Origin of the sequence: Janthinobacterium sp. SUN100, assembly GCF_030397705.1 — a bacterium.
GTDB lineage: Bacteria > Pseudomonadota > Gammaproteobacteria > Burkholderiales > Burkholderiaceae_D > Janthinobacterium > Janthinobacterium kumbetense.
In genome coordinates, this window is sequence record NZ_JAPUBU010000001.1 from 1099499 (window position 1) to 1114411 (window position 14913).

Consider the following 14913-nt stretch of genomic DNA (forward strand, 5'->3'; position numbering starts at 1 on the left):
GCCTCAAGCCAGCCGCGCCAGCCGCAAGAAATTGCCACCCGTGATCAAAGCCGCATCGGCCGGCGGCAAGCCCAGCAGCTGAATCTTGTGCAATTCCAGACCCGGATGCAGCCAGGGGCCATCCGAGCCGAACAAGACTTTGTGCGGCCCCGCGCGGCGCACGGCCTGCTGCAGCAAGTCGAAGCGGCGCACGCCCGAGGTATCCGCATGGATGTTGCGGTGGCGCGCCAGATGGTCGACCAGCGCCAGCTGCGCCGCCCAGTCGTCGCCGAAGCTGCCCAGATGAGGCAGGATGAAATCGACGTCCGGATACTGCTGCGCCAGCAGCTCGGCCACGGCCACCTCGCCGGCCGGGTCGTACAGCACGGGCAAGCCAAAGAAGCGGGCCGCGTCGCACACTTCGCCGCTGATGCGCGCATCCAGGCGGTGCGCCTTGATGCCGACAAAGCCATAGCGCTCGACGGCCGTGCGCACCAGGTTCTGGATGCGGCCCCGGTCGCGCCGCGCATGCACGAAGGCAAAGCCGTAGAAACGCTGCGGATCGGAGGCGACCAGCCGCGCCACGCCATGGTTGGCGATGGCGTAATCGGAGTGGAAGGTGGCGAACAGCACGCTGCGGGCAATGCCAGCCGCTTGCGCGCGGCGCAGATAGGCTTGCAGCGGCGCATCGCTGTCCCACGGGCCGCTCAAGCCGTCGCCCGGTCCCGCATGGCAATGGCAGTCGATGATCATCTTGCCGCGCTATTGCCAGTCGCCCATGACGACGATGCGGTTGCCGCGCCGGCGCCAGCGCCCGCTCTCCTCCTCGCCCTGCGGCGCGGCCGAACGAAAGTGCGGCAGTTGCTGGTGCAGGGCCCGCGTCAGCGCGCTTTCCACGGCGCGCGCGCTGCCGTCGCCGTCGGCCGCCAGGCGCGCCGCCTGCCCCGCGATGCGCACGAAGCGGCGCGCCAGCTCCAGTTCGCGGTCGGCCGGCGCTGCGGCCTCCATCTCCAGTTCCAGCGCATTGCTGGCGGCGCTCCCCAGGGCCGAACCGAGCGCCGTGCCCACGCCCGGTATCGGGATCATCGAACCGAGGGCGCCGCCGACAAAGGGCAAGGCCGTCTTGGCCACGGCCTTCAAGGCGCCGCCCAGGGGCTTGGTCACCTTGGCGATGGTAGCACCCACCTTCTTGACGCCCTTCCACACGCTCTTGAAGACATTGCCGAGAAACTGTTCCAGCTCCTCCTCGCTGGACACTTCCAGCAATTCCATGGCCAACTGCAACTCTTCCTCTTCGCTGAACAGGGCGGGGGCGCTCCCCTTGCCGGACCAGGTTTCGCCAAACTCCAGCACTTCAAACGCGGCGCCGGCCCGCTGGCGGCATTGCGCGCATTCACATTCGAGTTGATGCATGATGTACTCCTTCGCAGTCGTCAAGGCGCTGTCGTCAATTCCACATTTCACCCAGCACGGCCAGTTCCAGTTCGCGCCGCTGGTTGGTCAGCACGCCGCGCTGGTTGGCGAACATGTCGTCGTGGATGCGCTGCTCGATGCGGCGCCGCTGCGCCGCCGAGGACAGGGCCGCCACGTACACCTGGTGACCGCTCAAGTCGACGCCCATCATCTGGCCGCACAGCCGGTGCTGCAGCAAACGGCGGTGCAGATCGTCCGTCTGGCCGCTGTAGGCGCGGCGCCGTCCGCCCGCATCGAATTCGACCACGTACAGGCCCGGACCGCGGCCATTCGGGTCGCGCAAGGCATTGGCCAGCGGCCCCAGCGCCTGGTAGGTCAAGGCGGCCGCTTCCGGCACCCGGCCCATGGTGCCGGCCAGGGTGGGCGGGACTTCACCTTGCTGCTGGTCATCGTCCTGCCCCTGGTCCTGCCCTTGATCCTGTCCCTGGCCCGCATCGATGCCCGGCTCCGGTTCCTGCTGGTCGCCAAAGGTCGGCTCCGCCACGGGATAGGCCTGCGGATAGAGGGTCGGGTAGAGGGGCACATAGCCGCCCCAGCCTCGGTAGCGCGGCGGCAGATAGGGCAAGGGCGGCGGCGCGGGACGCGGCGGCCTGCGCGCCGGATTCGCCTGGTAGCGCGGCGGCGCGGGACGGCGCTGTCCGCGCAGGGGCGGCCGCGCGCGCAGCCCGCCGCCGCGCATGCCGCCGCGCGCGCCACCGGGGGGCCAGCGCTCGCCCTCCCATTCGGCCTCGCCCTCTTCCTCCCCCTGCCACTCCTGCGACCACTCTGGCGACCACTCCCCCTGCCATTCCTGCTCGCCGGCCGCTCCCGGCTGCCCCGCAAAGGGCAGCATTTCAAACGCTTCGTTCATATCGCCTCCTGATGTGATGTTCAAGCAAGCCCATCGCCTGCTCCAGTTGCCGCGACGTCTGGTCGGCCCGCAGCAGAAAAGTCAGCGCGCCGGGACCGTCCCCCGCTTGCGCCAGCGACAGCACGCCCGCTGCGCGCAAGACCTGTTGCAAATGGGCGCGGCCGGGCAGGCGCTGCACGGGAAAGCTGCCACCCTGGCAGGCGATGCCGGCCGCCGCCATCCCCGCCCTCCATTGCGCCACCCGGTCCGCCAGCCTGGCGCGCAGGGCGTCGCCATGGCGCGCATTGAGCGCCAGCGCACGCCGCGCCGCCGCCAGCACGGCTGCCGAAGGCGGACTGGCATGCACGCGCGTCTGGCTGTGCGCCGCGAAGCGCCGCAGCAAGTTTCCGCTGCCGGCCAGCACGGCCAGCGGCACGCCAAAGCCCTTGGCCAGCGAGGCGCCGACGATCAGGTGGCTGCCCCCCTTGTCGTAGCCGCCCGGCAAGCCATGCAGCCGCGCCGAGCCGCCACCAGCCGTGCCCGCCACACCCAGCACCTGCGTGTCGTCGAGCAGCAGATAGCCGCCCCCCTGGCGCGCCAGGGCCGCGTAGCTGGCCAGCGGCAAGACCTGTTCGCTGCCCGGCACATAGCCATCGGCCAGGATCAGGGGACGCCGTCCCTGCCGGCCCCAGTCCGCCGCCAGGCGCCGCAGCACCGCCATCTCGCCGCTGGGAAACATCCGCAGGGGCAAGCCCAGCGCCTGCGCCCGCTCGGCGCCCCAGCGCGCGATGGCGTAGCTGCCGCCATCGACGAGGATCACCAGCCGCTCGGCAGCGAGCATGCCGAACAGGTCCCAGAACAGGTGCAGGGTCGACGGCAGCACGCAAGCGGCCTCGCAGCCTTGCAGCGCAGCCAGGCTTGCTGCCAGGGCTTGCGCGCCGGGCGGCTCCTGCAGCGCGGCCGGCTGTCCCTGGGTCAGGCTGTTCCACGGCGCCAGCGTAGCCGCCGGATGGCGCATGCCCAGGTACAGCGCACTGGTAAAATCGAGCATGCACGCGCCCCGCTCCCGTCCTAGACGCTGCGCAGCTGCTGGCTCAGGCGCTGGCGCAGCAATACCGAGGGCATCGTCGCTTCGATCGCCGGGTCGCTGCTGTCGACGGACAGGTCGACCCCGGTGGCGGCGCGGTAGCCGTGGATATAGCCCTGCACTTGCGGACGCCAGAAGCGCGCCCAGTTGAATGCCTGCGTGGGTTCGTAGATGTCGCTCCAGTTGCCATAGCGCACGGAAAGCAGCAATTGCTCGCCAAAGATGGCCAGGTTACGGAAATGCATCACACTCGTATCCGTCCAACCCTGCAGTTTCTTCATGGCATCGACCCTGTCCATCCACGGTTCCGGATACGCCACCATCACGCGCGTCGGTAGGAATTCGCGGAATTCGGGGCGCGCCAGCATCCATTGCTGCATCAGCATTTCGATGCGCGCCGTCGACGGCAAGTCGCCGAACTGGTTGTGCGCGCCCTGCGACAGGATCAAATGAATTTCCTTCAAGGCATTCAGCACGGGGAAGGCGTCCGCCTTCACGGTGGTGTCGTCATCCTGCTTGTAGAAGGAAGTGAGCAGGCGCAGCAGGTGGTGGAATGCTTCCAGAAATTTCGAGCGGCTATCGGCAGGCCGGAAGTGCTGCACTGCCTTGCCGTCCAGGCGCACGCCGTAGTGATGGTCATACTCATAGTTGCGGCGCACCACGGTCAACCGGTGCTGCTCATCCTGGGTGTAGCCCCAGAGCAAGTTATTCAGGGGCCGCAGCATGTCGATTTCCGTGTTCGACAAGGGGTCGAGGCCGCCGCCGGGGGCGCGCAGGTTCTGGAAGCGTTGCGCGATGGCGTTCATGGTCTGAACCAGCATGCCCTCTTCGTGCCAGTACGACCAGATCAGTTCCAGCAGGCAAGGGTTCGCCAGCTTTTCCTGGATGATGCCAAAGCACAGGTCCACTTCCCCCTCCTGGCCGCGCGGGATGCTGATGGGGATGTCGGGCAATTTGCGCCGGATCACGGCCAGGTAGGGCAAGGTCTGGAAGCCGTCGATGTTTTCCAGGTAATCGTTGCGCAGCACGGTTTCCAGGTCGCGCCCCTGGGGGATGTCGCGCCGGTCCAGATAGGCGTTGTCTTCGGCCGGATTGAAGGCCAGCGGCTGGTTCAGCACGCCGCAATTGACCATCACGAACGCTTCCGTCGCCACTTTCAGCACGCGGTAGGAGTCCGAATCGGAGAACGGCAGCGCGCGGCGCTGCTTGAGCTGCTGGAACATGTCGGCCTTCTTGACGAAGCGCTCCTGCTCGAAGCCGCGCACAGCGGCCAGGTCGCCGCAAAACAGGCTGTCCATGAAATGCAGGTAATTTGTAAACGACATCGCCTCGGTGCTGTTGCGTATCAGGGTCCACAGGGGCAAGTCTTCCGTCGGTTCCGTTTCCGTGCGCGTCAGCGACACGCCCACATTGCCCGAGATGGGCTGCGGCTGGCGCTCTTCCGTCTCGTATTCCGCATCCACGGCCAGCATGGCGTTCGGACTCAGCCCTTCCGGCACGGGCAAGGCGCCGCGCAGGTCGGGCCGCTGCGACAGCATCATCTGCGCCATGAAACGGTGCATGCCGGCGCGCCGCACGGGTGTGGAAAAGGCGTTCGGCGTGCCGCGCAGGGGTACCCATGGCGCGGCGGCCAGCACCTGCACCTGGTCGCGCCCGTCCGCGCTTTGATCGCCGTCAAACGAGACGGTGGCCACGGCGCGGTCGCCCACCCTGCCGAAATTGCAGTCGCTGGGATGGCAGTCCGGCGTTTCGAAGGCCAGCCCCACCTGCGGGTTGAGCTGCGGCTTGAAGCACAGCACGGCGCTGCAGCCGGCCTGCACCGTCACGCACTGGGGCGCCGTGGCGGGGAAATTGCCGTACACGCCCACGTAGCTGCCCGTCGCCAGGTCGGCAAACACGGTGCCGCCACGGCCATCCGTCCAGCGCACGCCGACCAGCATGGCGGGGTCGGCTTGCCAGGCGGCGGCATTGAAATCATGGCAGTCGGCGTCGGCTCCCCGGTACAGGCTGATCGCGGCATTGACGACCATGGCCCCGCTGTCCTGCTCGTGCACGGTGACGACGATGCTGCCGCCCTGCTGTTTCGGGCCCGCCTGGCCCGCCGCCCCGCTCCTGCTGCCCATATTGCTGCTCATCTTGCTGCTCATGTCATTCTCCTCAATGGATAATCAAACGGCTTGCCGGACGGGCGGCCATGCCGCACGACATCCGCACACAGCTCCGATGTGTCCAGGGTGCTGCGCAGGGCCCAGTGGGTCAGCAAACGCCCCAGCAGCTCGCTTTCGTCTTCCGGGTTCAAGGTGCCGCTGGCGCGCGCCTGGCCCAGCACGGCGAACACCAGGGTCGGCGTCGCCTGGTACATCTGCGCCGGCGCCAGGGTCCAGCTGCGAAACAGCTGCGCCAGCATGGTCGGCTGGCGCGCGTGCACGGCCATGGCTTCGACCAGCGAGCCGCCGCGCAAGGCCGGCGGCCGGTGCTGCACCAGCAAGCCCACCAGGGCGTCCATGCTGGCCTGCAACTGTTCCAGCAGCCGCTGCCGGGCCGGCGGCAGGCCGGCCAGCGGGTAGTACGATAGCCACAACTGCTCCAGGCGGTCCCACTGCGGATGCGGATACAAGGCCCGTCCCATGGCGCAGCTCAGGCGCACCCGCAGCCATGGCACCGGATGGGGATCGTCGATATTCAGGCGGAAGACAAACACGCGCGGCAGGCTCACTACGCCGATCAGGCCCAAGGTGGCGGCCACGCCGACCCGCGCCAGCGACCAGAAGTCGGCCACGATCTCGGAAATCCACCGCTCCCACAACTGCCACACGTGCACCAGGCCGCTGCCGCCGTGCTGCATGGCTTGCAGCACGGGCCGCAAGGATGCCACCAGGTCCAGCAGCGCCGCGCCCTGGTGGCCGATCTCGTGCACCAGCGACGAGGCGATGCCGCTGCCGATCATGCGTTCGCGCGGCAGGCGGATGATGGCGACGGGATTGTCGCCGCCGCCCGGCAGGCGCGTGCGCGCGCGACGGATGGCCGCGCCCGGCCCCCGGTCCAGGTAGCAGATCACGGGCGGCGCCTGGTAGACATCGCTGGGCAGCGCCAGCGCATCGGCGGCAACGATGTCCAGGCCGGCCAGCCACACGCCCGTCTTGTGCTCGCTGCGCTGCGTGATGACTTCGTTGAACAGGTCGAACTGGGTCAGCGCGGCATTGAACTTCAGGCGCAGGAAAGTGAAGCGGCGCTGGGCCTCGGCGGCCGTGGCCATGCTGGCGCCGTCGGCGTGCTCGCGCCGCAGCCACCACTGGAACTGGGCCACCATGCGCCGCAAGGCGCGCCGGCCCTGCACCAGCTGGCTTTCGATGGCCGACTGGGCGCTGGGCATCAGGGACGCCGCCAGCACCGTCGGCTCGATCAGCGCAAACGGTTCCAGCCGCGCCAGCCGCGTCAGCAGCGAGCGCGCCTCCTGCTCCAGCATCCAGGCTGCATAAGCGCCGATGGCCATGATGTCAGACGCCGTACAGGACGATCTTGTGGCCCTGGCGCGCCCACCGGCCGCTGGATGGCCGCATGCCGGCGCCGCTGCGCACGCCGGCCGGCGCCACGCCCCCCGCAGCTGCGCCGCTGCCGTTCTGCGTGGCGGCCTGGCCGCCCGGCCGGCCCAGCAGGCCTGGCGCGAACTGGCGCGCCGCCGCGCTGGCCGCCGCCTGGGCGATGGCGCGCGGGTCGCCATTGCCGCGCGCTTGCGCGGCGCGGTTGACGGTATCGGCCGCCAGGCGCACGAACTGCTTGGCGCCCTCGAATTCGCGGTCTTCGTTCGACGACGCTTCCGCTTCCAGCCCCAGGGCGCTGCCGGCGGCCGAGGCCAGGCCGCTGCCGATCTTGGCGCCCAGCGGGCCGCCGAAATAGCCGCCGATGGCGCCGCCCGCCAGGGGAATGGCCTTCTTCGCCACGCCCTTGAGCACGCCGCCGATCGCTTGTCCCACAGGCGACTTGATGATGCCGCCCGCCACGGAGGCGGCCTTGCGCAGGAAATTGCCGAGAAACTGTTCCAGTTCGGCCTCATTGCTGACCGACAACAGTTCATTCGCCAGCTCCATCTCCTCGGCCTCGGAAAACATGGCGCTCGCGCCGCCCTCGCCGCTCCACTCGCCCTGGCCAAACTCGAACTGTTCCGCTTCAAAGCCGGACATTTCCTGTCCGTATTCCAGGGTCGTACGATCCAAGTCATGCATGATGAACTCCTCAAAGTTAGCACCTCGGTTGACATAACAGTGCCGGACGCAGCAGCCGTCCGGCTAACAATCGAGCACGACGATGTGCCCGCCCTCGCGGCGCCAATGGCCAGCATCCCGTCCCGGCGTTTGCGCCGCCTGCCTGAGCAAACCTGGCGCCACGCGGCGTGCCACTTGCAGCAGGGTGGTGTCCACCCGCGTCCTGGGGTCGCGCGCGCCCAGGACGCCGTCCTGCGCCAGCGCCGTGTTGACGGCATCGATCAGGTGCACGACCTGGCGCGCCAGTTCGAATTCCTTGTCTTCCGGGCTCAATCCTTCCAGTTCCATGCCGAAGATGGCCGCAGCGCGCCGCTTGAGCGCCTGCGGCGAGCCACCATGCAGGGGCAGCAAGGGCGCCAGCACCTTGCCCAGCAACTGGCGCAGCGGCCCTTCCAGCGGCGTGCCGCGCACTTGCTGGCCCGCCGCGGTGGCGCCCAGCTGGTGCGCCAGGAAAGCATCGAATTGGGCCGGCCCCTGCAATTCCAGCAACTGCGCCGCCAGCGCCAGCGCATCTTCCTGGAGCGGCAGCACGCCCGGCGTTTCAGGCAATTCCATTTCGGGACGATAGGCGAGCAGGCGGCTGGTCATGACAGGCTCCGTTGAAAGGCGGGCGGATGGCCCATGCCTCCCTGACGCAAGGGGCATGCCAGTCCGGCGCAGGGGAAGAATGGGACAGGATGGCGAACGGCGTTTCGCCGATAGCGTAAAAACCATGGTTTCCGGCGAAGCGGGTTTCGTTGTCAAGATGAGCTTTCAAACAAGCTTAATTGGCAGGAATGATTACGTCGCCTATCCGCCACAGTGCTCGCTATCGGCAAAAAATATTTTTCATTTTCAAAAAGAAAACTTCGCGCTACCCCGCCAAAAACACCACCAATACCATACCAACGGACGATAAAAATAAACGTGGCCAACACGTAAATAGTTAATTGGAAACAGGATTTTGGTAGGCAAGCCCTACAATTAATGGGCCAGAATTTGATTGCCTGAAAGAAACTAAATGATAGACCCTACCTTGCGCCGTTTATTGGCCATCACATTACTCAGCCTGCTTGCCGCCTGCGGCGGTGGCGGCGACAGCAAGACCGGCGCCACCCAGAACCCGGACATATCGGTCGTGCCGCCCGCGACCACCGCCCCCGGCGATCCGGCCACCCCCGGTACCAAGCCGGGCGACACGATCCCGCCGCCGCCCCTGACCACGCCGCCGGCCAACCAGACAGCCACCTTCACGCGCGCGGAAGCGTCGCGTTTCCTGGGCCGCGCCACGTTCGGGCCGGACATGGCGGCCATCGACGCCCTCGCCGCCAGCGACAGCGACGCGTGGTTCCGCGCGCAGTTTTCCAAGCCGCAAACCTTGCACCGCAAATATATCGACGCCAAGTATCCCGTGGCGGGCACGGCGGCCACCAAGGCTGTGCCGAACGACTTTTACGAGTCGTTCTGGCAGCAAGCCGTGCGCGGCGACGACCAGTTGCGCCAGCGCGTGGCCTTTGCCCTGTCGGAAATCTTCGTCGTGTCCACGCAAAACGAGAGCGTATGGACGCAAACGCGGGGCGTCGCCAGCTATTACGACATGCTGGGGCAACATGCGTTCGGCAACTTCCGCACCCTGCTGCAGGGCGTGGCCACCCATCCGATGATGGGGCTGTACCTGTCGCACCTGCGCAACCAGAAGGAATCGGCCACGCGTACGCCCGACGAGAATTTCGCGCGCGAAGTGATGCAGCTGTTTACCATCGGCCTGTACCAGCTGAATGCGGATGGTTCATTGAAATTGTCCGGCGGCAAGCCCATCGACACCTACACGCGCGACGATGTGGGCGGCCTGGCGAAAGTGTTTACGGGCTGGAGCTGGGCCGGCCCGGACCAGGGCGCGAACCGTTTCTTTGGCAGCGTGGCCGATCCGGACCGCGACTGGAAACCGATGCAGAACTATGCGGCGTACCACTCCACCAGCGAAAAGCGTTTCCTGGGCGTGAGCGCGGCGGGCGCCGCCGGCGGTGAAGCGGACATGGCGCTGGCCCTCGACACCCTGTTCAACCATCCGAATGCCGGCCCCTTCTTCGGCCGCCAGCTGATCCAGCGCCTGGTGACCAGCAACCCCAGCCCGGCCTATGTGGGCAGGGTTGCGGCCGCCTTCGCCAACAATGGTTCGGGCGTGCGCGGCGACATGCAGGCCGTGATCCGCGCCGTGCTGCTCGACCCCGACGCGCTGGCGCCAGCCGGCAGCAGCCTGCGCACGGGCAAATTGCGCGAACCGCTTGTGCGTCTGGGCAACTGGATGCGCGCCTTTCACGCCAAAGATGCGGCCTTGCAGTACCGCATCTATTACCTGAGCGATCCGCTGTCGGGACTGGGGCAGAATCCCATGAACGCGCCATCCGTCTTCAACTACTTCCGCCCCTCGTACGTGCCGCCCAATTCGGCGCTGGCGACGGCGGGCCTGGTGGCGCCGGAAATGCAGATCACATCGGAGCCATCCGTCACCGGTTACCTGAACTTCATGCAGGACGCCATCCGCGGCGGCGTGGCGGAAAACAGCGCCGTGCAAGCCGACTACTCGGCCGAAGTGGCCCTGGCCGACCAGCCCGCCGCCTTGCTGGACCGGGTCAACTTACTGTTAATGTCCGGCAATATGTCGTCCCGGCTGCGCGGCAAGATCCTGGCGGCCGTCACGAGCATCGCGATTCCCGCCGCCAGCGGCAGCAATGCCGCGCAAGTGACGACGGCAAAAACCTACCGCGTGCACCTGGCCATTTTCCTGGCCATGGCCTCGCCTGAATACCTGGTTCAAAAATAAGGAAGCAGCATGACTATCACCTCTCATTTCTCGCGCCGCCGCTTCCTCGGCTCCATGCTGGGCCTGGCCGGCAGCGCGGCCACGCCATTCGCCCTCAACCTGGCCGCCATGGGCCAGGCCGCGGCCCAGTCCGCCGACGACTACAAGGCCCTCGTCTGCCTGTTCATGACCGGCGGCAACGATTCCTTCAACACGGTGCTGGCCACGGACACGCCATCGTGGAGCGAATACCTGCGCCTGCGCAACACGGGCAGCAACGATTCGATCCACCTGCCCGGCGTCGGCGAAACGGGCGGCGTGCTGCCGATCACGCCCGCCACGGCGCAAACGGGCCGCAGCTTTGCCCTGCATCCCGCCCTCGCTCCCGTGAAAGACCTGTTCGACGGCGGCCGCGCCGCCATCGTTGCCAATGTGGGCACCCTGATCCAGCCCCTGACCCTGGCGCAATACAAGGCGGGCAATGTGGCGCTGCCGCCGAAACTGTTTTCGCATAACGACCAGCAATCGACCTGGCAATCGGGCTTGCCGGAAGGCGCCAGCATCGGCTGGGGCGGACGCCTGGGCGACCTGCTCGGCACGGGTAACGCGAATGCGACGTTTACGGCCATCTCGGCCGCGTCAAACGCGCTGTTCCTCAGCGGGCGCCAGGTGCGCCAGTTCCAGGTGGGCCAGGCGGGCGCCGTGCCGATCCGCAATATCGGCGGCGGCTACCTGTTCGGCACCACCCAGGGCGAGACGGCCTTGCGCGACATCATCAGCACGGCGGGCGACGACATGATGGAGCAGGAACACGTGGCGACGGTGCAGCGCGCCATTTCCAGCCAGAGCGTGCTGAGCGGCGCCATGCTGGCGGCCGGCGCGGGCGGCGTGCCCAATCCGCCGCCCTACATCAACCCGAACACGGGCGCGTCCAGCGTCAACCAGCTGGCCGTGCAATTGCAGACGGTGGCGCGCATCATCGGCGGGCGCGGTCCCCTGGGGGCGAAACGGCAAGTATTTTATGTGACCCTGGGCAGCTTCGACACGCATGACCGCCAAAAGGAATTGCACGGCGACCTGATGGCGCGTCTGGCGCACGCGCTCGCGTATTTCGACGCGACCCTGGCCACCCTGCAGGGCGCCGATGTGCGGCGCCAGGTGACGACGTTTACGGCATCGGACTTCGGCCGCACCTTCAGCAGCAACGGCGACGGCACGGATCACGGCTGGGGCGCGCACCACTTTGTCGTGGGCGGCGCCGTGAAGGGCCGCGACATCTACGGCGCCTTCCCCGCCACGGGCCTGGGCCATGAGCTGGACGTCGGTTCCGGCTCCCTGCTGCCGACCACCTCCGTCGACCAGTATGGCGCCACCCTGGCTAAATGGTTCGGCGTGGCCGACAGCCAGCTGGCCGACGTGTTCCCGAACATCGGCAACTTCAGCCGGCGCGACCTCGGTTTCATGACGGCAACTTAACCGTTCACGGCCACCGTCAGGGTGACGACATAACCATCGGTGGCATTGCCCGTCACCGTCGCCATCTGCAAGCTGGTGCCGTCGGCAAAGACATTGTCGGTGGCATAGCTGATCTGCGCCAGGTTGCGCACGCTGGCCGTGTAGCCGCTGGCCGTGTAAGCCTCGTTCAGCGTTGCCATCGGGAACGTGAACTGCGACGTCTTGATGCGGTTCATGGCGCTGGCCGCCTTGGCCAGGCTGGGATACACCTCGAAATGCACGTGCGGCATGCGCCCTGCGTAGCAGCCGGGAAAGATGGTCGTAAACGCCAGCTTGCCCGCGCTGTCCGTTTCCTGCACGCCGCGCAGGTAATTTTGCGCCGTCACGCCGCTCGAATACAGCGAATACAGGCCGTCGCGGTCGCAATGCCACAGATAGACGGCGTAGCCGGCCAGGCTGGCGCAGCCGCCGCTGGCGTTGAGCAACTGCAAATTGATGGTCAAGGGCACGCCTGCCGCCACGCCCGTGGCGCCATTGAAACTGGCGCGGATATCGCTGCGCACGACGCCCGACTGGTTCAGCACGTTGATGATGCTGCCGCCATTCGTGTTCGTGCCATCGGCCGGATACGGCCCGCCCGTTTCCTCGGGAATCACCGTGCAGGCGCCCGCCGCCGGTATCGTGACGCTGCCGGCGCCGCCGGACGTGCCTGTGACGCCGCCGCTCGCGGCCGTGCCGCCGGCGTCCGAACCGCCGCCGCAGCTCATCAACGGCAAGGTGGCGGCGCCCGCCAGCAGCCAGCGCAGGACTTGCCGCCGTTCAAACGCCTGTTGCCGCATCATTTCGAGGTCGGATGCCAGACCGTGATCATGTAAGTCCATATGTATTCCATCAAGTAGGGCAAGCTCGCCAAGGCAGGGCTCAGGCTCGCGCACAGGAACAGCGCCTGCGTGGCCCGTTGCGCGAGCGCCTTCCTGGCGGCAATGGCGAGCTTGCGTTCCATGGCTCAAGCCGTTGTATTGACCAGGTTGCCGCTGGCGGACAGGCTGCCGCCCGCACTCGCCGCGCCCAGGCTGCCCGACAATGCCTGCAGGAAACTGTTCAGTTTGCTACTGCTGCTGCTCGTGCCGCCCTCATCGCCACCCAGGGCGCTGAGCAGGCTGGCAAAGCTGGACTGCAAGTCCGTCACGCTGCCGTCCGCGCTCTGCGCGCTGTCGCTGCCATCGCTGCCGGACGACGAGAGTTTTTGCAGCAGGCTTTGCAAATCCGACTCGATATTGCCGGGACCGCCGCGCGCACCACCACCGGGTGGCGGCCCCGAAGGCGGCTCGCCCCCCCCTTCTTGCCCGCCGGCACCGCCACCGCTCTGCGCATGCAGGCTGCCCATCAGCTGGTGCAGGAAGGCGCCCAGCGCCTGCCCCACGTCGCCGCTGCCGGCGGCGCTGGTGCCGTCCGTCGCGCTTTCGCCATCAGTGGCATCGACCGTCACGCCGATCGATGACAAGGCGCTGGAAATAGCGTCGAGAAATGCGCCATCGTCGGGTTTTGACGGCCGCGTGCCGCCCGCGCCGCTGGTACTGCCGGTATTGCTGCCGCCGCCCAGGCGGCTGAACGCGCTCAGCTGGCTGGCGGCGCTGGTCGAACTCAATGCACTGATGCTCATCTCACTCTCCTGTGCTTATTGGGGGCGGCGCGGACCGGAGCGGCTGTCGCCCCGCTGCTGCGCCTGCTTGCGCTGTTCCGGCGTCAGCACGGCCAGCAATTGCTGCTCCAGCCGTGCCTGCTGCAGGCTGATCTGCGCCATGGCTTGCGCCGCCGTGCTGGCCAGCGCACTGGCCTTCGCATCGTCGTAGGCGCTGGACCCGGCAAGCGCGCGCAGTTGCGCATGGGCCTTGAAGGCGATTTTTTCCTGTTCCCGCAGCAAGGGCGCCTGGGCGTAGGTGGCGGCGAAAATCTTGTCCTGCTGCGCTTCGCTCAAGTCGATGCCGCGCAGGAATGGCGGCAAGCCCGGCGCACCGGGTCCGCCGGGTCCGCCGGGTCCGTGAACCAGGCCGGGCGGCGGCCCTTCCATGGGCGCAGCTCCTTGCTGGGCCAGCGCCAGCAGCGGCATGCTGCAGGCGGACAACAGCAACAGGGATACGGCAATACTCAGGTATTTCATCGGGCTTTCCTTTCGTGGCGATCAGCCCTGATTGTGGGCGTCTGGCATGTAAAGCAACGTTAGGGCGGCGTAAAAGCGTGTAAAGGAAGGTGCGCAAATGTAAGCGGACGTATGTAAAAGCGGGTAAAACCGCCCTGAACGGCCCCCTTTGACTGCTATCATCGGGCGATATTCACCCGAAAAAAGCACAGGCATGAGCAAGGTTTTGTTAATCGATGACGACGTGGAACTGGTCGGCATGTTCCAGGAATACCTGACGCAGGAAGGTTTTGACGCGCGCGCCGTGCATGACGGCGAAAGCGGCGCGGCCGAGGCGCTGACGGGCCTCTACGCCATCGCCATCCTCGACGTCATGATGCCGCGCATGAATGGACTGGAAACCCTGCGCCGCATCCGCGCCGGCAGCAACCTGCCCATCCTGATGCTGACGGCGCGCGGAGACGATACGGACCGCATCGTGGGCCTGGAGCTGGGCGCCGACGATTACGTGACAAAACCGTGCACGCCGCGCGAGCTGACGGCGCGCATCCGCGCCATCCTGCGCCGTGCGCAAGCGGCGCCGCAGGACACGTCGGGCCTGGCGCCGCTGACCGTGGGCCAGTTGACGATGTGGCCAGAACAGCGCCGCGTTGCCTGGGCCGGCGCACACCTGGAGCTGACGAGCACGGAATTCAACCTGCTGGAAGTGCTGGTGCGCCATGCGGGCAAGCCCGTGAGCAAGAATCAGCTGTCCGAACTGGGCCTGGGCCGGCCCATGGCCCGCTTCGACCGCAATATCGACGTGCACTTGAGCAGCCTGCGCCGCAAGCTGGGCAGCCTGGCCGATGGCCGTTCCTGCCTGCAAACCGTGTACCGTCTCGGCTACCAGCTGATCAAGGAGTAAGC

The 14913-nt window shown here is 67.1% G+C and carries 16 protein-coding genes; 4 read left to right on the forward strand and 12 right to left on the reverse strand.

Going from position 1 to position 14913, the window contains the following annotated elements:
- Positions 1–3: 3 nt before the first annotated feature.
- From O0881_RS04755 to O0881_RS04790, 8 genes are all read right to left on the reverse strand, one after another.
- Positions 4–732, reverse strand: a complete 729-nt coding sequence (locus O0881_RS04755; protein ID WP_289910386.1) for an amidohydrolase family protein — start codon at positions 730–732, stop codon at positions 4–6.
- A gap of 9 nt (positions 733–741) precedes the next feature.
- The gene (locus tag O0881_RS04760; RefSeq protein WP_289910387.1) at positions 742–1392 is read right to left on the reverse strand and encodes a hypothetical protein; all 651 of its coding nucleotides are present in this window, start codon (positions 1390–1392) and stop codon (positions 742–744) included.
- A gap of 34 nt (positions 1393–1426) precedes the next feature.
- Positions 1427–2302 carry a hypothetical protein gene (locus tag O0881_RS04765; protein WP_289910388.1) on the reverse strand — a complete coding sequence of 292 codons (876 nt, stop codon included), beginning with the start codon at positions 2300–2302 and terminating at the stop codon, positions 1427–1429.
- A complete protein-coding gene (locus O0881_RS04770) occupies positions 2286–3332 on the reverse strand; it encodes an aminotransferase class I/II-fold pyridoxal phosphate-dependent enzyme (protein WP_289910389.1) in 1047 nt (348 codons plus the stop codon). Before O0881_RS04770 ends, O0881_RS04765 begins: the two co-directional genes overlap by 17 nt.
- A gap of 20 nt (positions 3333–3352) precedes the next feature.
- Positions 3353–5515: a hypothetical protein gene (locus O0881_RS04775; RefSeq protein ID WP_289910390.1), complete on the reverse strand. Its 2163-nt coding sequence runs from the start codon at positions 5513–5515 to the stop codon at positions 3353–3355.
- The gene (locus O0881_RS04780; protein WP_289910391.1) at positions 5512–6861 is read right to left on the reverse strand and encodes a hypothetical protein; all 1350 of its coding nucleotides are present in this window, start codon (positions 6859–6861) and stop codon (positions 5512–5514) included. The genes O0881_RS04775 and O0881_RS04780 overlap by 4 nt, the downstream gene beginning before the upstream one ends.
- A 4-nt stretch (positions 6862–6865) precedes the next feature.
- Positions 6866–7591 (reverse strand): hypothetical protein, encoded by a 726-nt coding sequence (locus tag O0881_RS04785; protein WP_289910392.1) that lies wholly within the window; start codon positions 7589–7591, stop codon positions 6866–6868.
- A 63-nt stretch (positions 7592–7654) separates the two neighbouring features.
- Positions 7655–8218, reverse strand: a complete 564-nt coding sequence (locus tag O0881_RS04790) for a hypothetical protein (RefSeq protein ID WP_289910393.1) — start codon at positions 8216–8218, stop codon at positions 7655–7657.
- Here O0881_RS04790 and O0881_RS04795 point away from each other — a divergent pair.
- The 3 genes from O0881_RS04795 (at position 8217) to O0881_RS04805 (ending at position 11888) form a co-directional block, all read left to right on the forward strand.
- The gene (locus O0881_RS04795) at positions 8217–8528 is read left to right on the forward strand and encodes a hypothetical protein (protein WP_289910394.1); all 312 of its coding nucleotides are present in this window, start codon (positions 8217–8219) and stop codon (positions 8526–8528) included. The two genes, O0881_RS04790 and O0881_RS04795, sit on opposite strands and share 2 nt — an antisense overlap.
- Positions 8529–8630: 102 nt before the next feature.
- Positions 8631–10433 (forward strand): DUF1800 domain-containing protein, encoded by a 1803-nt coding sequence (locus O0881_RS04800; protein ID WP_289910395.1) that lies wholly within the window; start codon positions 8631–8633, stop codon positions 10431–10433.
- A 9-nt stretch (positions 10434–10442) separates the two neighbouring features.
- On the forward strand, positions 10443–11888 hold the full coding sequence (locus O0881_RS04805; RefSeq protein WP_289910396.1) for a DUF1501 domain-containing protein: 1446 nt from the start codon (positions 10443–10445) through the stop codon (positions 11886–11888).
- Here the strand turns inward: O0881_RS04805 and O0881_RS04810 are convergent.
- From O0881_RS04810 to O0881_RS04825, 4 genes are read right to left on the reverse strand one after another with little or no spacing between them, the layout of a single operon-like run.
- Positions 11885–12748, reverse strand: a complete 864-nt coding sequence (locus O0881_RS04810) for an intradiol ring-cleavage dioxygenase (RefSeq protein ID WP_289910397.1) — start codon at positions 12746–12748, stop codon at positions 11885–11887. The genes O0881_RS04805 and O0881_RS04810 overlap by 4 nt on opposite strands.
- Positions 12706–12870: a hypothetical protein gene (locus O0881_RS04815; protein ID WP_171985041.1), complete on the reverse strand. Its 165-nt coding sequence runs from the start codon at positions 12868–12870 to the stop codon at positions 12706–12708. The genes O0881_RS04810 and O0881_RS04815 overlap by 43 nt, the downstream gene beginning before the upstream one ends.
- A 3-nt stretch (positions 12871–12873) precedes the next feature.
- Positions 12874–13530: a hypothetical protein gene (locus O0881_RS04820; RefSeq protein WP_289910398.1), complete on the reverse strand. Its 657-nt coding sequence runs from the start codon at positions 13528–13530 to the stop codon at positions 12874–12876.
- A gap of 15 nt (positions 13531–13545) precedes the next feature.
- Positions 13546–14028, reverse strand: a complete 483-nt coding sequence (locus tag O0881_RS04825; protein ID WP_289910399.1) for a periplasmic heavy metal sensor — start codon at positions 14026–14028, stop codon at positions 13546–13548.
- Between the two features lie 193 nt (positions 14029–14221).
- On the opposite strand from O0881_RS04825, the gene O0881_RS04830 reads away from it, so the two are divergent.
- Positions 14222–14911 carry a response regulator transcription factor gene (locus tag O0881_RS04830; protein WP_251348393.1) on the forward strand — a complete coding sequence of 230 codons (690 nt, stop codon included), beginning with the start codon at positions 14222–14224 and terminating at the stop codon, positions 14909–14911.
- The last annotated feature ends 2 nt before the right edge of the window (positions 14912–14913 follow it).